The 20,681-nt window shown below is 70.0% G+C and carries 25 protein-coding genes; 8 read left to right on the top strand and 17 right to left on the bottom strand.

Translation table 11 applies throughout. The features are described 5' to 3' along the window. The 11 genes from AC1D15_RS03805 to AC1D15_RS03755 form a co-directional block, all read right to left on the bottom strand. Positions 1–1,008 (bottom strand): MFS transporter (locus AC1D15_RS03805; RefSeq protein ID WP_477824987.1); only part of this gene is annotated, 1,008 nt, incomplete at its 3' end. 29 nt (positions 1,009–1,037) lie between these two features. Further along, positions 1,038–2,525, bottom strand: a complete 1,488-nt coding sequence (gene nagZ, locus AC1D15_RS03800; RefSeq protein ID WP_465114889.1) for a beta-N-acetylhexosaminidase — start codon at positions 2,523–2,525, stop codon at positions 1,038–1,040. Then, positions 2,522–3,532 (bottom strand): SIS domain-containing protein, encoded by a 1,011-nt coding sequence (locus AC1D15_RS03795; protein ID WP_477824986.1) that lies wholly within the window; start codon positions 3,530–3,532, stop codon positions 2,522–2,524. Before AC1D15_RS03795 ends, nagZ begins: the two co-directional genes overlap by 4 nt. After that, positions 3,522–4,655: an N-acetylglucosamine-6-phosphate deacetylase gene (gene nagA / locus AC1D15_RS03790; protein WP_047510704.1), complete on the bottom strand. Its 1,134-nt coding sequence runs from the start codon at positions 4,653–4,655 to the stop codon at positions 3,522–3,524. The genes AC1D15_RS03795 and nagA overlap by 11 nt, the downstream gene beginning before the upstream one ends. Then, entirely contained in the window at positions 4,652–5,392 is a 741-nt protein-coding gene (locus AC1D15_RS03785) for a GntR family transcriptional regulator (protein WP_047510706.1), read from the bottom strand. The genes nagA and AC1D15_RS03785 overlap by 4 nt, the downstream gene beginning before the upstream one ends. After that, complete coding sequence (locus tag AC1D15_RS03780) at positions 5,389–6,264, bottom strand: glucosamine kinase nucleotide-binding domain-containing protein (RefSeq protein WP_465114887.1); 876 nt, start codon at positions 6,262–6,264, stop codon at positions 5,389–5,391. The genes AC1D15_RS03785 and AC1D15_RS03780 overlap by 4 nt, the downstream gene beginning before the upstream one ends. 276 nt (positions 6,265–6,540) lie before the next feature. Then, positions 6,541–7,746 (bottom strand): tetratricopeptide repeat protein, encoded by a 1,206-nt coding sequence (locus AC1D15_RS03775; RefSeq protein WP_477824985.1) that lies wholly within the window; start codon positions 7,744–7,746, stop codon positions 6,541–6,543. 11 nt (positions 7,747–7,757) lie between these two features. Beyond that, entirely contained in the window at positions 7,758–8,189 is a 432-nt protein-coding gene (locus tag AC1D15_RS03770) for an ExbD/TolR family protein (RefSeq protein WP_465115241.1), read from the bottom strand. A 29-nt stretch (positions 8,190–8,218) separates the two neighbouring features. Continuing rightward, positions 8,219–8,647 carry an ExbD/TolR family protein gene (locus AC1D15_RS03765; protein WP_465115239.1) on the bottom strand — a complete coding sequence of 143 codons (429 nt, stop codon included), beginning with the start codon at positions 8,645–8,647 and terminating at the stop codon, positions 8,219–8,221. 33 nt (positions 8,648–8,680) lie between these two features. Beyond that, positions 8,681–9,538, bottom strand: a complete 858-nt coding sequence (locus tag AC1D15_RS03760) for a MotA/TolQ/ExbB proton channel family protein (protein WP_477824984.1) — start codon at positions 9,536–9,538, stop codon at positions 8,681–8,683. 98 nt (positions 9,539–9,636) lie between these two features. Beyond that, positions 9,637–10,209, bottom strand: a complete 573-nt coding sequence (locus AC1D15_RS03755; RefSeq protein WP_477824983.1) for a TonB family protein — start codon at positions 10,207–10,209, stop codon at positions 9,637–9,639. 9 nt (positions 10,210–10,218) lie between these two features. Here AC1D15_RS03755 and AC1D15_RS03750 point away from each other — a divergent pair, with 9 nt between their 5' ends. Next, positions 10,219–10,668: a hypothetical protein gene (locus AC1D15_RS03750; protein WP_477824982.1), complete on the top strand. Its 450-nt coding sequence runs from the start codon at positions 10,219–10,221 to the stop codon at positions 10,666–10,668. Here the strand turns inward: AC1D15_RS03750 and rpe are convergent. Continuing rightward, complete coding sequence (gene rpe, locus AC1D15_RS03745) at positions 10,631–11,314, bottom strand: ribulose-phosphate 3-epimerase (protein ID WP_047510809.1); 684 nt, start codon at positions 11,312–11,314, stop codon at positions 10,631–10,633. The genes AC1D15_RS03750 and rpe overlap by 38 nt on opposite strands. An 83-nt stretch (positions 11,315–11,397) precedes the next feature. Here rpe and apaG point away from each other — a divergent pair, with 83 nt between their 5' ends. From apaG to AC1D15_RS03710, 7 genes are all read left to right on the top strand, one after another. Next, the gene (gene apaG, locus AC1D15_RS03740; protein ID WP_047510807.1) at positions 11,398–11,772 is read left to right on the top strand and encodes a Co2+/Mg2+ efflux protein ApaG; all 375 of its coding nucleotides are present in this window, start codon (positions 11,398–11,400) and stop codon (positions 11,770–11,772) included. Between the two features lie 11 nt (positions 11,773–11,783). After that, positions 11,784–13,835 carry a site-specific recombinase gene (locus AC1D15_RS03735; protein WP_477824981.1) on the top strand — a complete coding sequence of 684 codons (2,052 nt, stop codon included), beginning with the start codon at positions 11,784–11,786 and terminating at the stop codon, positions 13,833–13,835. Between the two features lie 124 nt (positions 13,836–13,959). After that, positions 13,960–15,144, top strand: coding sequence for a murein transglycosylase A (gene mltA, locus AC1D15_RS03730; protein ID WP_477824980.1), 1,185 nt, complete (start codon positions 13,960–13,962; stop codon positions 15,142–15,144). 179 nt (positions 15,145–15,323) lie between these two features. Beyond that, positions 15,324–16,070 (top strand): MotA/TolQ/ExbB proton channel family protein, encoded by a 747-nt coding sequence (locus AC1D15_RS03725; protein ID WP_477824979.1) that lies wholly within the window; start codon positions 15,324–15,326, stop codon positions 16,068–16,070. 10 nt (positions 16,071–16,080) lie between these two features. Continuing rightward, positions 16,081–16,512: an ExbD/TolR family protein gene (locus tag AC1D15_RS03720; RefSeq protein ID WP_477824978.1), complete on the top strand. Its 432-nt coding sequence runs from the start codon at positions 16,081–16,083 to the stop codon at positions 16,510–16,512. Between the two features lie 5 nt (positions 16,513–16,517). Beyond that, on the top strand, positions 16,518–16,946 hold the full coding sequence (locus AC1D15_RS03715; RefSeq protein ID WP_477824977.1) for an ExbD/TolR family protein: 429 nt from the start codon (positions 16,518–16,520) through the stop codon (positions 16,944–16,946). Between the two features lie 16 nt (positions 16,947–16,962). Continuing rightward, positions 16,963–17,652 (top strand): energy transducer TonB, encoded by a 690-nt coding sequence (locus AC1D15_RS03710; protein WP_477824976.1) that lies wholly within the window; start codon positions 16,963–16,965, stop codon positions 17,650–17,652. A 12-nt stretch (positions 17,653–17,664) separates the two neighbouring features. Here the strand turns inward: AC1D15_RS03710 and AC1D15_RS03705 are convergent, their stop codons facing one another. The 5 genes from AC1D15_RS03705 to AC1D15_RS03685 all read right to left on the bottom strand — a co-directional run. Next, a complete protein-coding gene (locus tag AC1D15_RS03705; protein WP_477824975.1) occupies positions 17,665–18,363 on the bottom strand; it encodes a lectin in 699 nt (232 codons plus the stop codon). 18 nt (positions 18,364–18,381) lie between these two features. After that, positions 18,382–18,861 carry a c-type cytochrome gene (locus AC1D15_RS03700; RefSeq protein WP_477824974.1) on the bottom strand — a complete coding sequence of 160 codons (480 nt, stop codon included), beginning with the start codon at positions 18,859–18,861 and terminating at the stop codon, positions 18,382–18,384. Between the two features lie 37 nt (positions 18,862–18,898). Further along, entirely contained in the window at positions 18,899–19,288 is a 390-nt protein-coding gene (locus AC1D15_RS03695; RefSeq protein WP_465111613.1) for a hypothetical protein, read from the bottom strand. After that, positions 19,285–19,653, bottom strand: a complete 369-nt coding sequence (locus tag AC1D15_RS03690) for a hypothetical protein (RefSeq protein ID WP_465111612.1) — start codon at positions 19,651–19,653, stop codon at positions 19,285–19,287. The genes AC1D15_RS03695 and AC1D15_RS03690 overlap by 4 nt, the downstream gene beginning before the upstream one ends. Before the next feature lie 23 nt (positions 19,654–19,676). Continuing rightward, on the bottom strand, positions 19,677–20,681 hold a 1,005-nt coding region (locus AC1D15_RS03685), incomplete at its 5' end, for a DUF1501 domain-containing protein (protein ID WP_477824973.1).

Here is a 20,681-nt window from a genome sequence, read left to right as displayed (position 1 = left end):
CTCCAGGCTCAGCGCCGCGGCGATCACGCCGAAGTTCGTCGGCATCGCGGTGCTGAGGAAGACGAACGCGATGCTCGGCAGGTTCATCGCGAGGATCAGCCACACCATCGCGCGCTTCAGCCCCAGCCATGCCGCGAAGTAGCCGCCGACGATGCTGCCGCCGATGAACGCGATCGTGCCCGCCGTGCCGTAGGCCCAGCCGACCTGGTCGGTGCTGAGGCCGAGCCCGCCCACGTCGCGCGCGGCGCGCAGGAAGATCGGCCCGATGGTCTGGATCTGCCCCTCGCTGGCGCGGAACAGGATGATGAAGAGGATCGCGAGCCAGATGCCCGGCTTGCGCAGGAAATCCTGGATCACGTGCCACAGCGTGCGGCTCACGTCGGCGGCCGAGCCGGCTTCCGAGGCCACGTTGCGCGTGCCCGGCAGCGACCACGCGTTGTAGAGCCCGAGCACCACCATCGCGGCGGCCAGCATCAGGAAGATCGCGGTCCAGGCGGCCGGCACGCCGATCGATTTCTCGAGCGAGCCGGCGAGGATCAGCAGGCCGCCCGCCGACACGAAGCGCGCGACGTTGAAGAACGCGCCCTGCCAGCCGGCGTACTCGGCCTGCGCCTTGTTGTCGAGGCTCGCGATGTACAGCCCGTCGGAGGCCACGTCGTGCGTCGCCGACGCGAGCGACACCAGCGACAGCGCGGCGATCGCGATCACGAAGAACGCCGGCAGGTGCAGCGCGATCGCCGTCAGCGCGAGCCCGCCCGCGCCGAGCAGCTGGAACACGATCACCACCGATTTCTTGCTCGGCGCCAGCTCGAGGAACGGGCTCCACAGCCACTTGATGCCCCAGGCCAGGCTCAGCACGCCGAGCCAGCGCGTGATCTGCTCGTTGGGCACCTGCATGCTGATCAGCATCTGCTGCGCGATCACGTTGACCGCGAAGAACGGCAGCCCCTGCGCGAGGTAGAGGCTCGGCACCCAGCGGATCGGCGAACCCTTCGTGGCGGTGGTCATGCGGGGGAACTCCAGAACTTCGGTGTGGATCAGCGACGGGTGTCCAGCCGCACCGGCGAGCGGCCGGGTGCGGTGGTGCGGCGTTCGAGCCAGTCGCGCAACGCGACCAGCGCCCCGGTGGCATAGCCCCAGGTGATGACGGCGGGCGCCGGGATGTCCAGCGCCTGGTACGGGTTCCACAGCACGACGTGCAGGTCGGCCCGCCACGCCTTGGCGCGCGCGTCGTAGCGGTCGCGGTGGTTCGAGACGACGACGTTCAGGCGGCCGTCGCGCGGGATGGTGGTCCAGTCGAGCTCGGCCAGCACGTCGAGCTCGACCATGTCGACGCTCGCGAAACCGCCGAACAGCTCGGCCACCTGCGCGCCCGCGAGACCGGCCTCGGAGACGCCGTCGCTCGGCACCGCGCGCTGCGTGAACACGCGCAGCCGGTGATCGCGGCGCAGCACCGGCGCGGTGCCGCGCGTCGTCAGGCCGGCGGCCCAGGCGCGGTGCATCAGGTCGTCGTCGCGCTCGTGCTGCGCCGGCGTGTAGTCGGCATGACGCACCGGGTAGCGGGCGGCCAGGCGGTCGAGCCGCGCGTTCGCCTTGGCAAGCTTCTCGGCGCCCAGGTCGCCGCTCGCCTGCGCGCGCTGGATCGCGCGGATCGCGGCCAGCTGCTCCTCCTGCGTGCCGAGCGCCATCACCATGTCGGCGCCGGCCTGCAGCGCGAGCACCGCGGCGCGGTCGTGGCCGTAGCGGTCGTGGATCGCCTTCATCACCAGCGAGTCGGTGATCACGACGCCGTCGTAGCCCCAGCTCTCGCGCAGCAGCGTGCCCAGCACGCGGCGCGACAGCGTCGCCGGGTGCTCGGGGTCGAGCTGCGGGTAGACGATGTGCGCCGTCATCATCGCCGGCGCCTCGTGGCGCAGCGCGCGGAACGGCACGAACTCCAGCGCCTCCAGCTGGGCCAGCGACTTGTTCACCTCGGGCAGGTCGCGGTGCGAATCGACGTGCGTGTCGCCATGCCCCGGGAAGTGCTTCACGCAGCAGGCCACGCCTTCGCGCAGCGAGCCGCGCATCCACGCGCCGGCCAGCTTCGTCACCGCCAGCGGGTCTTCCGAGAAGCTGCGCTCGGCGATCACCGGGTTGGCCGGGTTGTTGTTCACGTCGAGCACCGGCGCGAAGTTCCAGTTGATGCCCAGGCTCGCGAGGCCGCGCGCGACCGCCGCGCCGACCTCCTCGGCCATCGCCTCGTCGCCGGCGGCGCCGAGCGCCATCGCGGCCGGTGCCTGCGGCAGGAAGGTCGAGCGCACCACCGAGCCGCCTTCCTGGTCGATGCCGATCAGCGCATGCTCGCCCATCGCCTCGCGCAGGTCGGCGGTGAGCTTGCGCACCTCGGCCTCGGTGCCGAGGTTCCATCGGAACAGGCAGATCGCGCGGATGTGGTGCTCGCGCAGGAATGAAGCGGTCGATCCATCCAGGTTCTTGCCCGGGATGTTGACCATCACCAACTGCCCTGGATGGAACACCGTGCTCATTGCGTCCTCGTCACCTTGGCCAGGAACTTCGGTTTGTCGGGATCGAAGCCGCGCGCACGCGCCAGCGCCTCGACCATCGGGTAGAAGCTCTGCACGACCGAGATCGGGTCGAGCTCGATCGACGCGGTCTCGACGATCGGCAGGTTCGCGTGCGGCGTGCCGCCGGGCGCCGCCAGCAGCACCTTGGCGCCGCGCGCGCGCATCTCGTCGGCGAGCGCCAGCAGGCCGGCCTGCGCCGGGCCGCGCGGCGCGAAGATCAGCAGCGGGTAGCCTTCGTCGATCAGCGCCATCGGGCCGTGCTTGACCTCGGCGCCCGAGAACGCCTCGGCCTGGATCGCGCAGGTCTCCTTGAACTTCAGCGCCGCTTCCAGCGCGACCGGCAGCCCGGTGCCGCGGCCGATCACGAACAGCTTGTCGGCGTGGACCAGCGCATCGACCGCCGGCGTCCAGTCGGCATGCGCGGCGCGCGACAGCACGCCGGGCAGCGCCGACAGCGCGGCCTGCAGCACCAGGTCGTCCTGCCACGCGGCCACCGTGCGCGCGCCGGCCACCATCTGCGTGATGAAGCTCTTGGTCGCCGCGACGCTGGTCTCGGCCCCGGCGTGCAGCGGGAACACCCACTGCGCGGCCTTCGCGAGCGGCGACTCCGGGTCGTTGACGAAGGCCGCGGTGCAGGCGCCGCCGTCGCTGAAATAGCGCATCGGCGCCACCAGGTCGGGGCTCTGGCCCGATTGCGAGAACGCCATCGCCGCCAGGCCGTCGCACTGGATCTGCGACTGGTACAGCGTGATCAGCGACATCGGCAGCGAGGTCACCAGCCGGCCCATGCGCGCCATGATCAGGTAGGCCATGAAGTGGGCCGCGTGGTCGGAGCTGCCGCGCGCGACGGTCAGCACCGAGCCCGGCGGCTTGCTGCGCAGCAGCGCGCCGAAGTCGCTGTAGGCCTGGTCGTTCTCGGCCAGTTGCCGTGCGACCGCAGAGGGGGCTTCGCGGGCCTCAGCCAGCATGCGCGAGTTCAATCGAGCTTCCTTCAACATAGACGTCCGAAACAGTGAGATCGCGGTCGAGCACGACGGCATCGCCCCAGGCACCGGCGGACAAGCGCCCGCGGTCCGAGGCGCCGAGGTAGTCGGCCGCATGGGTGGAGACGCGGCGCGACGCGTCGATCAGGTCCATGTCCAGCTCGTTGACCAGGTTGCGCAGCGCCTGGTCCATGGTGAGGGTCGATCCGGCCAGCGTGCCGTCGGCCAGCCGCACGCCGCCGAGGCACTTGGTGACCTTGTGGCGGCCGAGCCGGTAGTCGCCGTCCGGCATGCCGGCGGCGGCGGTCGAGTCGGTGACGCAGTAGAGGTGCGGGATCGCGCGCAGCGCGACGCGGATCGCGCCCTTGTGCGCATGCAGCAGGTCCGGAATGATCTCGGAGTACTTCGCATGCGCGAGCGCCGCGCCGACCATGCCGGGCTCGCGGTGGTGCAGCCCGCTCATCGCGTTGAACAGGTGCGTGAAGCCGCCCGCGCCGCGCTTGAGCGCCTCGACGCCGTCCTCGTAGCTGCCCAGCGTGTGGCCGAGCTGCACGCGGAAACCCGCGGCGCACAGCGACTCGATCAGGTCCATGTTGCCGGCGATCTCGGGCGCCAGCGTGATCAGGCGGATCGGTGCCAGCTCGTTCAGGCGCGCCAGCTCGGCGGTCTGCACCGGCCGCGCGAAGTTCGGCTGCGCGCCGAGCTTGCCGCCGTTGATGTACGGGCCTTCGAGGTGCACGCCCAGCACGCGCGCGCCCTTCGGGCTGCGGGCCGAGCACACCGACTTGAGTCCGGCGAACGCGAGCTCGAGGTCGCTCATCGGCGCGGTCATCGTCGTCGCCAGCAGCGCGGTGGTGCCATGGCGCGCATGCAGCTCGGACACGCGCGCGGCCGAATCGCCGCCTTCCATGATGTCGTGCCCGCCACCGCCGTGCACGTGCAGGTCGATGAAGCCGGGCAGCACGATGGCGCCGGCCTTGTCGCGCACCTTGCGCACATCGATCGGCGTGCCCTCGACGCGCACGATGCGGCCGTCGGCCCCGAACTCGATGCGCCCGTCGACGAATCCTTGCGGGGTGAGGACCTTGCCTTGCAGGTGGGTGCTCATGCTTCTCTTCTCATTTCGGCGACGAAGTCGTAGTAGTCGCTTCGGCAATAGGAATGGGTCAGCTCGACCGCCTGGCCGGTTTCCAGGTAGCCGATCCGGGTGATGAACAGCACCGCCTGCCCGACCGGCACGCCGAGCTGCTCGGCCAGGCGCGGCTGCGCATTCAGCGCGCGGATGTGCTGCAGCGCGCGCACCGGCGCCTGGCGGGTGCTGGTCAGGTATTCGTACAGCGAGCCGTTGACCAGCTCGGGCTGCGGCAGCACGCTCTGCGGCAGCACGCTGACCTCGTAGGCCATCACGACCTCGTCGGCCAGGCGCAGCCGCTCCAGCCGTGCGACGCGCGCCCCGGGCGACAGGCCCAGGCTCAGCTGCTCGTCGGGCACCGCCGCGGTGATGCTGCGTTCGAGCCATTGCGAGCTCGGCGTGTAGCCGCGCTGGTGCAGCTCTTCGGAGAAGCTCGTCAGCCGCGACAGCGGCTGCTCGATGCGCGGTGCGATGTAGTTGCCCGAGCCGCGGCGGCGCACGATCAGGCCCTGCTCGACCAGCTGGTCGATGGCCTTGCGGGCGGTCACGCGCGACACGTCGAGCGACTCCGACAGCACGCGCTCGGACGGCAGCGCCTCGTCGGCCTGGTAGCGGCCGTCGCGGATCGCCTGCCCCAGCTTGCGAGCCAGCTGCACGTACAGCGGCGAGCTGTCGCGCGCGTCGGGCTTGAAATCGAACAGGGGTCTCTTCATCGGTCGGTCTCGACCTCGCGTCGGATCAGGGTCAGCGCGCCGGCGGCCGGCCCGTCGGCGACGGCGACGCAGCGCGCGAGCAGCGCAGGTGAAAGGCGGGGCGACAGGCGCTGGCCGACGCTGCCGAGCACCGCGAGCGGCAGCTCGCCGGCCGGGTCCAGCGCGCGGGCGATGGCCTCGAGCTCAGTCACTGCGCGCACGAGCAGTTGCGCGGCGGCCGGGTCGCTGTCTTCGGTGTCGAACACGGCCGGTGCGAGCTGTGCATACGCGAACTGGCCGGCGCGGCCGCACCAGGCCTGCAATGTCTCGGCGTCTTCGCCGCACTGGGCCCAGACGCGGCGCGCCAACGTGCCCGCCGGCAGGCGCCCGTCCATCGCGCACTGCGCGATGCGCATCGCCCGCAGGCCGAGCCAGGCACCGCTGCCTTCGTCGCCGACCGGGAAACCCCAGCCGCCGACGCTGGCGCGCGTGCCATCGGCGCGCCACACCTCGCCGATGCTGCCGGTGCCGGCCGCGAGCAGTGCGCCGGGGCGACCGCCGTGCGCGCCGACCAGCATCGCGAATCCATCGGTCTCGCCGAGCAGCTTCGCGTAACCGGGGTTCTGCGCCAGGAAGGCATCGCGCCACGGCGCATTGCTCATGCCGGACAGGCCGGCGCCGAGGGCGCACTGCGCGTGCGAGGGCCGGGCGACGCCGGCGGCATCGAAGGCACGGGCGACCGCCAGCTCGATCTGCTGCCACGCCGGCTCGATGCCCTGGCCCAGCGCCGACGGGCCGGCCTCGCCCCGCCCCAGCACCGCCCCGGCACGGCGCGCGACGAGGGCCCGGGTGCCGGTGCCGCCTCCATCCACGCCGATCAGGTATTCGATCATCGACTGCTCTCTGGCACGTTGTTCATGGGCGGGCGTCGAGCCCGCGATGAAACCAGTTTAGTACCAGCAATACCAATAAGTCAATTGGTATTAGAGTTGTCTTAGCAGCAGGATTTTTCGTTTGAATTCAAGCGCTTACATGCGCTTGTCAGACAGTGCGTCTCACGCACCAAGTCTGGAGGACCGCCCCGTTGCAGGGCGATCGAGGGCAACGATACCAGTCCAAGCCGGAACGCGCCACTGTTTTGTCACCCGGGGCGGGCCCCGGGTTTCAAGTCACTTCTTGCGGGCGTAGAGCGCCCAGAGCCGGGCCAGGTCGGCCGTGCCGTCGTTGCCCTGCACGGTCTTGAAGGTCGCSGCCGACTTGGCGTGATCACCCGCCACCAGCTGCGCGATCGCCAGGTGCAGCTTCGCGTCATCGGGCCGCTTCGTGCCCTTGGCGATGCCCTGCTGCATCAGCTCCAGCCCCGGCTTGGCCTGCCCGCCGTAGACCTGGTCCATGCCGATCGCCAGCARCTCGCCGCCGTCCTTGGCCGCCTTCGCCTCCGTCAGCGCCTGCGCCTGGCCCGCCTTCGCCTCGGCCAGCCGCTTGGCCACCAGGTCCTTCAGCCGCTTGTGCCGCTCCGCCTCCGGGCCCACGCCMAGCACCCCYGCCGCGAAGCCCTTGTCCATCGCCTGCTGCGCCTCGTTCAGGCTGCCCGCCTGCACCGCCAGCTGCACCATCTCCATGTAGTCGGCCGCCGCGCTCGTCGCACCCGTCGCSAGRCTCAGCCGGTACGTGTCCAGCGCCAACCGGTCGCTGAAGTTCGGCTTGCGCTGCAGCCGCCCCAGCAGGTCCGTCCAGTACTGCTTCTGCGGGTAGTACGTCACCAGCTTCTCGACCGCCCACACGTACGCGTTGGTGTCGTTCATGCGCTGCGTCGCGTTCGCCAGCAGCTTCAGCCGGTCTTCGGCCGGCGCCTGCCCCGCCTTCTCCGAGGCGCTGATCTCCACCTGCAGCTCGCGCGCCGCGCCGGCGAAGTCCCCGCCCAGGTACTGGCTCTGGATCAGCAGCGTGCGCACCGTGCCGCTGGTGCCGCCTTCCTTGAAGTAGCGCTGGCCCCACTGCATCGTCTTCGCGTAGTCCTTGGCACGGTACGCGGTACCGGCCAGCGACTCCAGCATGCGCAGCTTGTCGGCCTGCGCCAGCTTGCCGGTGGCCGCGAGCGCCTCGAACGATTTGCCGGCCGTGTCTGCATCGCCCGCGCCCGACGCGGCCGCGATGCGCATGCGCTCGATCGTGTAGCTCTCGCTCGCGTTCTTGTTCGGCACCGCGTCGGCGTCACGCACCTTGGCGAGCGCTTCCTTGTACTTGCCGGCCTTGATCAGGTCGCCCGCGGCCTGCAGCGGCTTGCCGATGTCCGGACGCACGGCGTCCTGTGCGTACGCGGTCGTCAGCGCCGCTGCCAGCAGCGTGGCGGCCAGCAAGGGTTTCAACTTCATGGCCATGGTGCTCACTTGATGAACTGCTCGTTGCCCACCATGCCCAGCTTGGCCACCCCGAGCCGCTGCGCACTGGCCAGCACCATCGCCACCGACTTGTACTCCACCAGCTTGTTCGGGCGGATGTGCACCTCGGGCTGATCGGCAACCGCCGCCGTCGCCGCCAGCTTCGTCTCCAGCACCGTGCGGTCCGGCACGACTTCACCGTTCCACAGGATCGTGCCGTCGAAGTCGATGTCGATCGTCACCACCACCGGGTCGCGCARCGGCGGCGGCGGGCTCCCCGTGGGCATGTTCAGGTTCACCGAGTGCAGCTGGATCGGGATCGTGATGATCAGCATGATCAGCAACACCAGCATCACGTCGATCAGCGGCGTCGTGTTCATCTCCACCATCACGTCGGGATCACCACTTCCGCCGCCGGAGCCTACGTTCATTCCCATTTGCTTGATCCTTCTCTCTGGGGTTCGGCTCAGCCGCGCGGCGGCGGTTCCGTCACGAAGCTGATCTTCTGGATGCCCGCGCGCTGGCACGCGAACACCACCCGACCCACCGACTCGTAGCGGCTCTTCTCATCGCCGCGGATGTGGATCTCCGGCTGCGGCGTCAGCACCGACACCTTCTTCAGCCGCGCCACCAGCGCGTTGTTGTCCGCCACCGCCTGCGCGTTCCAGTACACGTCGCCGTCCTTCGTCACCGAGATCTCGATGTTCTCCGGCTTCGTCACCCGCGCAATGTTGGTYTCCTTCGGCAGCGACACCGCCGCCGTCTGCGTCACCACAGGCACCGTGATCAGGAAGATGATCAGCAGCACCAGCATCACATCCACCAGCGGCGTCGTGTTGATGCTGGAGACGACCTCGTCGTCGTCCCCGTCCCCACTGCCCACGTTCATTGCCATCGCGTTGCTCCTTCGCTCAGGAGTGATCCGCGATCAGCGGCTGCCGCCGCGCAGCGTCGAGCGGCTGCCCAGCAGCACGCCGTGCAGGTCCGCCCCGAAGCTGCGCACCGACTCCATCGTCACCTTGTTGCGGCGCACCAGCCAGTTGTAGCCCAGCACCGCMGGCACCGCCACCGCGAGACCAATGGCCGTCATGATCAGCGCCTCGCCCACCGGGCCCGCCACCTTGTCGATCGACGCCTGGCCGGCAATGCCGATCGCCGTCAGCGCGTGATAGATGCCCCACACCGTGCCGAACAGCCCCACGAACGGCGCCGTCGAGCCCACCGTCGCCAGGAACGCCAGCCCGTCCTGCAGGCGGCTTTGCACGTTGTCGATCGCGCGCTGCACGCTCACGCCCACCCAGGTGTTGCGGTCGATGTTCGCCGTCAGCTCGCCCTCGTGGTGGTCACCCGCCTCGATCGCCGTCTCGGCRATGAAGCGGAACGCGCTGCCGTCCTTCAGCGTCGCGACGCCGTCGTTCAGGCTCGCCGACTTGAAGAAGSTCTTGCGCGCYGCRCGMGCCTCGCCGCTGATCTTGAAGCTCTCGAACAGCTTGGTCACCAGGATGTACCAGCTGCCCATGCTCATGATCACCAGGATGATCAGCGTGCCGCGCGCCACGAAGTCGCCTTGCGCCCACAGCGCGCTCAGCCCGTACGGGTTGTCCACCGACTCCTTCGTCACCGCGCCCGGCACCGCCACCGGCGCCGCCGGKGCWGCCACCRCGGCCGGCGCTTCAGCCGCCGGGGCCGACGCCTGCGCGTGAACGATCTGGGGCGCCACGAAGGCGGCGGAGGCAACGGCCAAGCTCAACGCGGTAGCCAGCGAGCGCAGAGAAAACAAAGACATGGTGTTTCCAATCTCTAGAGAAATTTGTGAATTCATGGCCCCGGTCAGGGCCCTCGTCGCAACGAAAGTCAGTGATCGAGCGGGATCAGCTCAGGCGTTCATTCCAGCTTGTAGCCAAACGGCACCTGCACCAGCACGTCCTTGCCCTGGCCCTGGCACTTGTATTCGCTCACCAGCCTCAGGCTGTTGCGCGCAAAGACCGGGTGCGTCGACTTCAGCACCTTCATGTCCTTGACCTCGCCACTGGCACTCAGCGTGAACTGGATCAGCACCTCGCCCTTGTCCAGCCCCTGGCGGATCGCCTCGCGCGGRAACCCCGAGTCGCCCATCACCGTCGAGTAGTTCGAGCACACYACCGCGGCCGACACCGGCGCCGGCGGCGCTGCAGGCGCAGGCGCYGCGGCAGGCGGCGCCACRGGCGCCATCGGTGCGGCCGGCGGCGGCACCGGCGTGCTCGCCGTGATCGTCGGCTGCGCCGGCGGCGGCACCGCCACCTGCACCTCCGGCGGCGGRATGAACGGCGGCGGCGGCGCCTCCAGCTTCGGCGGCGGCGGCACCACCACCTCCGGCGGCGGTGGCGGCTTCTTGATCTCTTCGATCACCTTCGTCTCGATCGGCGCGCGAACCACGTCGACCACCTTCTTGGCCAGCCCCGTCAGCAACGCATACACGATCGCCGCGTGAAACAAAATGACAAACCCGATCCCGACGATGTGACGCCGGGGATCGCGTTGTCGCTGCGAAAAATTCATCGGACGCGAACTCCTGTGCAGATAAAGGGCCTGCGCGGCTTAGGCAAGCAGCGTGCCTGCAACAAGTACATGGCACAAAACGACCCATTAGGTACCAGTTTAGTACCAGTAATACCACCCGTCAATGCGGGCAAAACCCGAGGAAAAACCCGGAAAATCGCTTTCCTGACAAGAGGTTACGTTTTCAGCTTGCTCGCCGGGAAGCTCCCTCGAACAGGCTTCCGTGCTGGCTTGGCGTCATTCGCCAGGGCGAAAAATACCACTGTCAGGCCAGAAGAATTCACGGGGTTTTCGATTGTTTCCCCGAACAAAGCACCGTGTTGGGTCACGGCGCCCAACTTCATGCCGCCTGCAGTTCGCGCCGCATCGCATCGATGACAGCCTGGTAGTCGGGGTGGCCGAAGATCGCGCTGCCGGCGACGAAGGTGTCGGCGCCAGCATCGGCGACGCGGCGGATGTTGTCGACCTTGATGCCGCCGTCAACCTCGAGCCGGATGTCGCGCCCGCTGGCGTCGATCAGGCGGCGCGCCTGCTCGATCTTCTTCAGCGCCATCGGGATGAAGCTCTGGCCGCCGAAGCCGGGGTTCACGCTCATGATCAGCACCTGGTCGATCTTGTCGATCACGTACTCGAGCACCGACAGCGGCATCGCCGGGTTGAAGACGAGGCCGGCCTTGCAGCCCTCGGCCTGGATCAGCTGGATCGTGCGATCGACGTGCGTGCTGGCATCGGGGTGGAAGGTGACGGTGGTCGCGCCGGCCTTGCAGAACGCGAGCGCGAGCGGGTCGACCGGCTGCACCATCAGGTGCACGTCGAGCGGCACCGGCGTGCCGTCGGGGCGCACCGCGTGCCGGCGCACGGCCTCGCAGATCATCGGCCCGAAGGTCAGGTTCGGCACGTAATGGTTGTCCATCACGTCGAAGTGGATCCAGTCGGCGCCGGCGGCGATGACGTTGCGCACCTCCTCGCCGAGGCGGGCCAGGTCGGCCGACAGGATGCTGGGGGCGATGCGGAAGGTGGTCATGCGGTACTGCCGGGCTGTCGCGGAAGGGCGGGATTTTAGGCGGGCCACGAACCTGCCATGCCCGGCTCCTAGAATCCCCGTCCATGGCCCATCCTGAATTCACCTGCTCGGTCGTCGTGCGTCACCTGCCCGAGCAGTCGAACGCCGCCACCGGCCACTACGCCTTCGCCTACACGATCACGGTGCGCAACAGCGGCGATGTCGCGGCGCAGCTGATCGCGCGGCACTGGGTCATCACCGACGGCCAGGGGCGCGTCGAGCAGGTGCGCGGCCTGGGCGTCGTCGGCCAGCAGCCGCTGCTGCAACCGGGCGACAGCCACGAATACACCAGCTGGACGCGGCTGGCCACGCCGCAGGGCAGCATGCGCGGCACCTTCTTCTGCATGACCGAGGACGCGACGCCGTTCGATGCGCCGGTGCCGGAGTTCGGCCTGTCGCTCGCGTCGACGCTGCACTGACGGCCGGCGCGATGTTCGGGCGGAAGAAGGCGTCGTCGAAGGCGCAAGGCAAGGCCCGGCCGGGCCCGTGGGACCTGAGCGCGCTGCTGAACGCGGCCGACGCCTCGGCTTCGCTGCCGGAGCGCCACCTGTGGCTGATCCGCCTGCTCGAATGGCTGCGCCATGCGACGCTGCCGGCCGACGCGGCATCGACCACCGCCACGCCGATGCCGCTGCTGCGCCTGCGCCACCTGCTGAACGTGCTGGAGCGCCACCCCGAGCACCAGGCCGAGATCGCGGCGCTGCTCGCGCGCTTCTGGCGCGAGGTGGACGTGGCGGCGCTGCTGGCCGACTTCGGCTTCTCGCCGCGCCGCGACCTGTCCGGCGAACTCGGTCAGCGCTTGCGGCTGCGCCTGCTGCCCGGCACGCCGGCCACCACCGACCTGGCCGAGCTGTTCGGCCTGCTGTTCCCGCAGCCGAGCGATGCACTGTGGCTCGATGCGCTGGACGACCCGACGCTCGAGCGCCTGACCGCGCTGCTCGCCCCCGCGGCGGCAGCCTCGGCCGCACCGGCCTCCATCGGGCCGAACTGGCGCGCCCCCTTCCTCGACGCGATAACCTTCCTGGCCAGCGCGATCCGCGCGACCGGCTTCACGCCGACAGTGCGCCAGCGCATGAGCCCCGAGCTGCTGGTGTCGCAGCCGTTCCGCCAGCTGGCGCTGGTGGCCGAGCAGATCCGCGCGCACGCCGAGGGCGGCGACACGCCGGCGCTGCTGCGCGAGGCGCAGTACCTGCGCGCGCTGCTCGACACCTGCCGGCGCTGCGCCGACAGCGTGCACCTGCACCTGGAGGCGCACGGCGTGTCGGTCGACGTGGTGTTCGCCGTCGAGCAGCTGCGCGAGCGCACGCAGCGCATCGAGGAGCTGCTGATCTGCGTGCTGAGCCCGGAGCCCGGGCGCGACATCACGCGCCTGACCGCCGCGCTGGTGCGCACCGCCGAGGAGCGGCGCAGCATCCGCGCTCTGTTCGCGCGGCACTACTCGCTGCTCGCGCGCAAGGTGGCCGAGCGCAGCGCCGAGACCGGCGAGCACTACATCACCCGCGACCGCAGCGAGTACCGGCAGATGCTGCGCGCCGCGGCCGGCGGCGGCGCGGTGCTGGCCGGCACCACGTTCATGAAGTTCTTCGTGCTGGCGCTCGGGCTGTCGACCTTCTGGGCCGGCTTCTTCGCGGGCGTCAACTACGCCGGCAGCTTCGTGCTGATCCACCTGATGCACTGGACGGTGGCGACCAAGCAGCCGGCGATGACCGCGCCGGCGATGGCGGCCCGGCTCGACGACGTGTCGAACGACGCGGCGGTGGAGGGCTTCGTCGACGAGGTCGCGCACCTGATCCGCTCGCAGGCGGCCGGCATCCTCGGCAACCTCGCGCTCGTGACGCCGCTGGTGCTGACGGCGCAGTTCGCGTGGGCGGCCGCGTTCGGCGCGCCACTGATCGGCGCGAAGGACGCGCAGCACGTGCTGGACACGCTGTCGCTGCTCGGGCCGACGCCGCTGTACGCGGCCTTCACCGGCGTGCTGCTGTTCGCCAGCTCGATCATCGCGGGCTGGGTCGAGAACTGGTTCGTCTGGCACCGGCTCGACAGCGCGATCGCGTGGAACCCGCGCATCGTCGCGCGGCTCGGGTCGGCGCGCGCGCAGCGCTGGTCGCTCTACTGGCGCAACAACATCTCGGGGCTGACCGCGAACATCTCGCTCGGGCTGATGCTCGGCCTGGTGCCGGCGGTCGCGAGCTTCTTCGCGCTGCCGATCGAGGTGCGGCACGTGACGCTGTCGACCGGGCAGCTCGCCGCGGCGGTCGGCGCGCTCGGCTTCGACATCCTGCACCAGGCGCCGTTCTGGTGGTGCCTGGCCGGCATCGCGGTGACGGGCGGGCTGAACCTCGCGGTGAGCTTCTTCCTCGCGTTCAAGGTGGCGCTGCGCTCGCGCGGCATCCGGCTCACCGACCGCAGCCGCATCTACCGCGCGATCCGCCGGCGGCTGTGGCAGCGGCCGGGGTCGTTCATCGTGCCGCCGAAGGGCTGACCGCGACGGTCGTCAGCGGTCGTCGTCGCGACGCTCGCCCTTCTTGCGCCCCGAGAACATCGTCCACCACACGATCAGCAGCAGCACCGCGAGCGCGCCCAGCGCTTCGAGGAGAATCAGACCCATGACGATGTTCCCTGGCCGCGGCCGCTGGTGGATGGCGGCGGCGATTCTAGGCGCGCTCGCCGGCTGCGCGAGCCTGCAATACCCTCCCGTGGCGCCGGTTCCGCCGGAGCCGGCCGCCAATGCGCCGGCCTCCTCGACCCCGCCGACCACCACGCCCTCGCTCCCCGGCGACAAGCCGCCGGTGCTGACGCGCGCGCGCAGCCGCTGGGTCGGCGCCGCCTGGACCGACCTGCCCGGCTGGGAGTTCGACAGCACCGCCGAGCTGTGGCCCGCGCTGCTGCGCAGCTGCGAGAAGCCGGGCCCCGACTGGACCAAGCTGTGCGCCGACGCGCAGAAGCTCAGCACCATCACCGACGGCAGCGTGCGCGTATTCCTGCAGAACCGCGTGCAGCCGTGGCGCGTCGAATCGCTCGAGGGTGCGACCGAGGGCCTGATGACCGGCTACTACGAGCCGCTGGTCGAGGCGAGCCGCGTGCCGCGCGGCGCCTTCCGCATCCCCCTGTACGCACCGCCGGCCGACCTGGCCGCGCGCAAGCCCTACTGGACGCGCCAGCAGCTCGACACCGTGCCGGCCGCGAAGGCCGCGCTGCGCGGCCGCGAGCTGGCGTACATCGCCGACCCGCTCGACGCGTTGGTGCTGCAGATCCAGGGCTCGGGCCGGCTGCAGCTGACCGAGGCCGACGGCACCCGCAAGCTGCTGCGCGTCGCGTTCGCGGCGCACAACGACCAGCCGTACAAGTCGGTGGGCCGCTGGCTGGTCGACCAGGGCGAGCTGACGCTGGAGCAGGCCTCGTGGCCGTCGATCAAGGCCTGGGCGCGCAAGAACCCGAAGCGGCTCCACGAGATGCTGTGGGCCAACCCTCGGGTGATCTTCTTCCGCGAGGAGCCGCTGCCCGATCCGCAGCTCGGTCCGAAGGGCGGCCAGGGCGTACCGCTGACGCCGGGGCGCTCGATCGCGGTCGACACGCAGAGCATCCCGTACGGCACGCCGGTGTGGGTCGACGCGACCGAGCCGCTGAGCGCGACGCTGCTGCGCCGCGCGGTGATGGCGCAGGACACCGGCACCGCGATCACCGGGGCGGTGCGCGCTGATTACTTCTGGGGGTGGGGTGATACCGCCGAGCAGCAGGCGGGTCGGATGAAGCAGCCGCTGCGGCTGTGGGTGTTGTGGCCCCGCTCCTGACGTGAAATAGACCCGGATCGACCTCCGGGTGCGGCCTTCGCAGCAACCGCTGGTGTAAGCCCAGCAAACCGCCCGCGCAACGCGGACTGCGGTCATAACGAACTGCCAAACGCTTTGTTCCCGCCGCCCGCGCGGCTGTCCACACTGCGCCTTCGCACCTTCACTTCCGGATCACCCCGATGAGCTCGTCTTCGTTCCTGCGCCGCGCGCTGCTGCTGGCCGCATCGATCTTCGTCGCCACCGCCGCCTGCGCGCAAGGCGGCGCCGCCACCGACAGCCCGTACGGCCTGCAAGCCCTCTGGACGCAGAGCGACGGTGTCGCCAGGACGGTGCTCGTGATCCTCGCGGTGATGAGCATCGGCAGCTGGTACGTGATCATCACCAAGCTGCTCGAACAACTGCGCATCGGCGGCCATGCCAAGCGCGCCGCACGCGACTTCTGGAACGCCGGCACGGTGCAGGCCGGCGCCACGCAGCTGGCCGAGCGCAGCCCGTTCCGCTTCATCGCCGAAAGCGGCCTCGCCGCGACGAAGAAGCACAGCGGCCTGCATGCCAAGGTCGACTTCAACGACTGGGTCGACCTCGCCGTGCACCGCGCGACCGAACGCGTGCAGCGCAGCCTGTCGTCGGGCCTGAGCTTCCTCGCGACGGTCGGCTCGACCTCGCCCTTCATCGGCCTGTTCGGCACCGTCTGGGGCATCTACCACGCGCTCACCGCGATCGGCATCGCCGGCCAGGCCTCGATCGACAAGGTGGCCGGCCCGGTCGGCGAGGCGCTGATCATGACGGCCATCGGCCTCGCGGTCGCGGTGCCGGCGGTGCTCGGCTACAACTGGCTGCTGCGCCGCAACAGCGCGGTGATGGACGAGGTGCGCGATTTCTCGGGCGAGCTGCATTCGGTGCTGCTGTCCGGCCAGCCCGCCTGAGGGTCGCGCGATGGCGATGAACCTGGCCGCCCCGGGCGGCGGCGGTGAAGAGCAGGTGGTGGCCGCGATCAACACCACGCCGCTGGTCGACGTGATGCTGGTGCTGCTGATCATCTTCCTGATCACGATCCCGGTCGCGAACTTCTCGGTGCCGGTGGAGCTGCCGAAGCGCAGCAACGCGCTGCGCGAGAGCACGCCGAAAGACGTGGTGATCTCGGTCGATGCGCAGGGCGGCACCTTCTGGTTCGATGCCCGCATCGCCGGCCGCGACGACCTGCAGCAGCGGCTGAAGAGGATCGCGGCGCAGACCCCGCAGCCCGAGGTGCACATCCGCGGCGATGCGCGCGGCGACTACGCGCCGGTCGGCCGCATCCTGCTGGCCTGCCAGCGCGCCGGCATCCTGAAGGTCGGCTTCATCACCGAACCGCCGCCGAGGGGATGAGCGCGATGCAACGCACGAAGAAGACACGCCGCACGCTGGTCGTCGAGGAACCGGTGGCCGACATCAACACGACGCCGCTGATCGACGTGATGCTGGTGCTGCTGGTGATGCTGATCATCACGATCCCGATCCAGCTGCACAACGTGAACCTGCAGCTGCCGGTGGGCACGCCGCCGGTCAGCGCAGTGAAGCCCGAGGTCGTGACGATCGCGATCGACGGCGCGAGCACGGTGCACTGGAACGGCACGCCGCTGCGCGATGCGCGCGAGTTGCAGGCGCGGCTGCAGGCCGCTGCCGCGCAGGCCGAGCCGCCGGAGCTGCACGTGCGCCCCGATGCGCACACCAAGTACGACCGCTTCGCCGAGGTGATGGTGGCCGTCGACCAGGCCGGGCTGCACCGCATGGGCGTCGTCGGCAGCGAGCAGTTTGAATGACAACCAGGGAGCCTTCATGAGCGCCGTACTTCCCCCGTCGGGCGGCCTGCGGGCCCGCGACGACAACCCTTCGTACCGGGAGGCCGGTCCGCGCCGTGGCGCCGGCCTGGCCGCAGTGCTGGGCCTGCACGTGCTGATCGCGTATGCACTGGCATCGGGCCTGGCGCGCGAGGCGGTCGAGGTGATCAAGAAGCCGATCCAGATGAGCATCGTGCCGGAGGCGCCGCCCCCTCCGCCGCCGCCACCTCCACCGAAAGTCGAGAAGATCCAGCCGGCGCCGAAGCTGCCGGCCCCGCCACCGCCGGCCTACATGCCACCGCCGGACGTGACGCCAGTGGCCGCACCGGAGCCGCAGATCACCGCGGTGCAGGCCGAGCCGCCGAAGGAGCCGGTGGTGATCGCAGCGCCTGCGCCGCCGGCCCCGGAGGCGAAGCCGGTGGTCGCGAAGCAGGAGATCAGCCTCGCGTGCCCGGGCTACCAGGGCGTGCTGGAACAGGTGCTGGCCGATGCGTTCGACCGCGTCGGCATCGTCGGCGCGGTGCGCACGCGCCTCACGGTGCGCGGCAGCCAGGTGGTCGACGCGGTGCCGCAGTCGGGGCCGAAGGAGTACTACAAGTACGTGCAGGGCGCGGTCAAGCGCATGAAGTGCTCGGCCGGTGGGGCCGAGGAGGTGCAGGTGGTGCTGGACGTGCTGTTCAAGCGTTGAGCCCGTTTGCGCTCAGTCGAGCGCGAAGCAATAGAACAGCCCCGCACCCCCGGTGCTCACCAGGTTCTCCTGCCCGCACCCCCGGCTCGCATGCGCCGAGTTCCACGAGCTGTTCCCGCCGCCCGTGCGATCGAAATGCCCGACCTGCGCCGAGCCGTCGGCCGCGCTGCTGCCGTAGTTGCGGCAGGTGTGGTCCGCCGCATCGGCGAATGCGCGCCCGTCCGGCTGCGAGCCGGTCAGGATGTCGTGCTGGTTCGGCTTGTCGCCCGAGCCCTTCACCGGCTCGTTCTTCTCGGTGAACACCGTGTTGCGCGTCAGGTTGCTGCCCAGCCGCGCCAGCTCCAGCGTGTCGCCGTGCAGGTGCGCCAGGTCGCGCGCCACCACGGCACCGCGCGCATTGGTCCACGGCCCCGCGCCGATGCGGTCGCGCGCATTCACCGCCGGCTGGCCGTTCGCCTCCTGCGTGCTCAGGTAGGCCCGCCAGGTTTTCGCGCCGTTGCCGACGGCGCTCGCCAGCTTCCTGCAATGCGCATCGGCGCCGGCCAGGCCGCCGAGGTCGGCCCCCTTGCCGAGGCCTTCGCTGGTCACGAAGAACGTGAACGCCTTGGGGGGTTCGGCCGGGCGCGGTGCCGAGGCGGCCGTCTGGGCCTGCAGCGGCCCGATGGCCGCGCAGGCCAGCGCGGCCAGAAGTTTCTTCTGGTGATGGATCATCTGGTTCTCCTCGTTGGATCAGTTCGCGTTGCGGAAGTCGTCGTGGCACGACTTGCACGAGCGCGCGAGCTTGCCGTGCTGCTCCTTCACCGCCGCCGCATCGCCCGCCTGCGCGACGCGCAGCAGTTCATTGGCCTCCTTCGTGAAGGTCGCGTTCAGCTCGGCCACGCGCTGCGTGTCCTTGAACAGCTCGGCCTTGGCGGTGGTGTCATGCCAGCCCTTGCCGGCTTCGGTGCCGGGCGTGAACAGCGTCAGCAGGTTGGTGTTGGCCAAGGCCGCGATCGCGCTCGCCGACCGGACGACCTCGTCCTTGTTGTAGCTGCCGTCCACCGAAGCCTTGATGCGCGCAGTGTTCAGCGCGATCACCTGGAAGGCCGACTGGCGCCAGCGGATCTGGTTCTCGGGCTTCGGCGCCTGCTGCGCCCAGACCGTGGTCGTGACGGCGATGACGCCGAGCGCCACAACGGTTGCAATGCGAATGCTCGTGGGTTTCATCATGGTGAGAGGTGGTGCAAGGTCATGAGAAGAAGGGGAATCACTTGAAGGGCTTGTGCGGGTCGTGGCAGTCGTTGCAGGCCTGGGCGATGCGCCGCGCGGCGCCACCCGCCCGCTCGTAGTCGCCGGCCTCCAGCAGCGCTGCGATCGACGCCGCGAGCTCGCGGCCCTCGGTCGAGACCCGCAGCGCATCGGCGGCCGGCATGTCGTCGCGGAAGAAGGCTTCCATCAGCGCATACAGCCGCTCGATCTCGCGGGCCTCGGCGCGCGCGGCCGCCGCATCCTGGCGCGCGATGCTCTTCTGCACCGCGACGCTGGACTTGTCGATCGCGCGCATCCAGACGTCGAACTCCAGCACGCTGGCCGCGAACGCAGGCGCAGCCAGCCCCGCGGCCACGAGGGCCGCGATGAGACAGGTCGGGGCTTTCATTTGTGCTTGTAGACCTCGTGGCAGGTCTTGCACGAGCGCACCAGCAGGCCGAGCGTGTCCGACGCGGCGTCGTAGTCCTCGCTCGCCAGTGCGCGCCGCAGCTCGCTCGCCAGCGCATGCGTCTTGCGCGAGAAGCCGACCGCATCGGCCGCGTCGCCCTTGGCTTCGTAGTAGCCCTGGACCTGCGCGAACCAGTCGACCAGCTGCTGCGCCTCGGCGGCAGCGGCCTCCTTGTTCTTCAGCGAGACATTCGAGTCCAGGCTCCTGGTCGTGTCCTCGATGCCGCGCATCAGGTCGCCGTCCAGCGAGAAGGCCGCGGACGCCGCCGCACCGGCGACCAGCAACCCGGCCAACAGCGCGGCCAACAGCGCGGAAAGTCGCTTCGGCTTCAGACGAGGATCTCCTTGACGACATCGCCGAACACCGAGGTCGGCTTCTCGGAACGCCCCTGGTTCAGGAACGTGATCTTCTTGTGGTCCAGCCCCAGCTGGTGAAGGATGGTCGCCTGCAGGTCGTAGGTGTCGACCACGCCGCTCACCGCGCGCAGCCCGATCTCGTCGGTGGTGCCGTGCGTGCCCGGCTTGATGCCGCCACCGGCCAGCCAGCTGGTGTAGCCCCAGGGGTTGTGGTCGCGACCGTCGCCGCTCTGGCCATATGGCGTGCGGCCGAACTCCGAGGTCCAGACGACGAGCGTGCTCTCCAGCAGCCCGCGCGACTTCAGGTCGGCCAGCAGGCCGGCCACCGGCTTGTCGACCTGCTTGCACATCACGCCGTGGTTCTTCTCGAGGCCGTTGTGCGCATCCCAGCTGTCCACGCTGTTGTCCGGCGCGCCGGAGATGCAGTGAACGAAGCGCACGCCGCGCTCGACCAGCCGGCGCGCGCGCAGGAGCGCGGTGCCGTACTCGTCGGTCTCCTTCTGGCCGATGCCGTACAGCTCCTTCGTCGCCGCGGTCTCCTTGCTCATGTCGACCGCCTCGGGCGCCGAGCTCTGCATGCGGAAGGCCAGGTCGTACGAGCGGGTGCGCGCCTGCAGCTCGGTGTCGTTCGGGAAGCCCGCCGACTGGTGCTCGTTCAGCGACTTCAGCAGCGCCAGCGTGTTGCGCTGCTCGGCCTCGCTCAGGTTGGCCGGCCGCGCCAGGTGCAGGATCGGCGAATCGCCCTGGCGGAAGGCCGTGCCCTGGTAGGCCGCGGGCAGGAAGCCCGAGCTCCAGATCACCTGGCCGCGCCCGCCGCCGGCCGCGCCCTTGCCGGTCGGCAGCACGACGAAGGCCGGCAGGTCCGGGTTGGACGAACCAAGCGCGTACTGCACCCACGCCCCCAGCGCCGGGCGCCCCGGCACCAGGCCGGCGGTGTGCAGCTTCAGCGACGAGATCACGTGCGTGCTGCCTTCGGT

The sequence above is a fragment of the Rhizobacter sp. P2_H2 genome, assembly GCF_056403375.1.
This window is presented reverse-complemented; position numbering and strand designations above follow the sequence as displayed.

Bases quoted from the DNA above. Each gene is read 5' to 3' on its own strand.
- nagZ (WP_465114889.1), bottom strand. From the start codon at position 2,525: ATGAGCACGGTGTTCCATCCAGGGCAGTTGGTGATGGTCAACATCCCG.
- AC1D15_RS03795 (WP_477824986.1), bottom strand. From the start codon at position 3,532: ATGCTGGCTGAGGCCCGCGAAGCCCCCTCTGCGGTCGCACGGCAACTG.
- nagA (WP_047510704.1), bottom strand. From the start codon at position 4,655: ATGAGCACCCACCTGCAAGGCAAGGTCCTCACCCCGCAAGGATTCGTC.
- AC1D15_RS03785 (WP_047510706.1), bottom strand. From the start codon at position 5,392: ATGAAGAGACCCCTGTTCGATTTCAAGCCCGACGCGCGCGACAGCTCG.
- AC1D15_RS03780 (WP_465114887.1), bottom strand. From the start codon at position 6,264: ATGATCGAATACCTGATCGGCGTGGATGGAGGCGGCACCGGCACCCGG.
- rpe (WP_047510809.1), bottom strand. From the start codon at position 11,314: ATGACCACCTTCCGCATCGCCCCCAGCATCCTGTCGGCCGACCTGGCC.
- apaG (WP_047510807.1), top strand. From the start codon at position 11,398: ATGGCCCATCCTGAATTCACCTGCTCGGTCGTCGTGCGTCACCTGCCC.
- AC1D15_RS03735 (WP_477824981.1), top strand. From the start codon at position 11,784: ATGTTCGGGCGGAAGAAGGCGTCGTCGAAGGCGCAAGGCAAGGCCCGG.
- mltA (WP_477824980.1), top strand. From the start codon at position 13,960: ATGACGATGTTCCCTGGCCGCGGCCGCTGGTGGATGGCGGCGGCGATT.
- AC1D15_RS03725 (WP_477824979.1), top strand. From the start codon at position 15,324: ATGAGCTCGTCTTCGTTCCTGCGCCGCGCGCTGCTGCTGGCCGCATCG.
- AC1D15_RS03720 (WP_477824978.1), top strand. From the start codon at position 16,081: ATGGCGATGAACCTGGCCGCCCCGGGCGGCGGCGGTGAAGAGCAGGTG.
- AC1D15_RS03715 (WP_477824977.1), top strand. From the start codon at position 16,518: ATGCAACGCACGAAGAAGACACGCCGCACGCTGGTCGTCGAGGAACCG.
- AC1D15_RS03710 (WP_477824976.1), top strand. From the start codon at position 16,963: ATGAGCGCCGTACTTCCCCCGTCGGGCGGCCTGCGGGCCCGCGACGAC.
- AC1D15_RS03705 (WP_477824975.1), bottom strand. From the start codon at position 18,363: ATGATCCATCACCAGAAGAAACTTCTGGCCGCGCTGGCCTGCGCGGCC.
- AC1D15_RS03700 (WP_477824974.1), bottom strand. From the start codon at position 18,861: ATGATGAAACCCACGAGCATTCGCATTGCAACCGTTGTGGCGCTCGGC.
- AC1D15_RS03695 (WP_465111613.1), bottom strand. From the start codon at position 19,288: ATGAAAGCCCCGACCTGTCTCATCGCGGCCCTCGTGGCCGCGGGGCTG.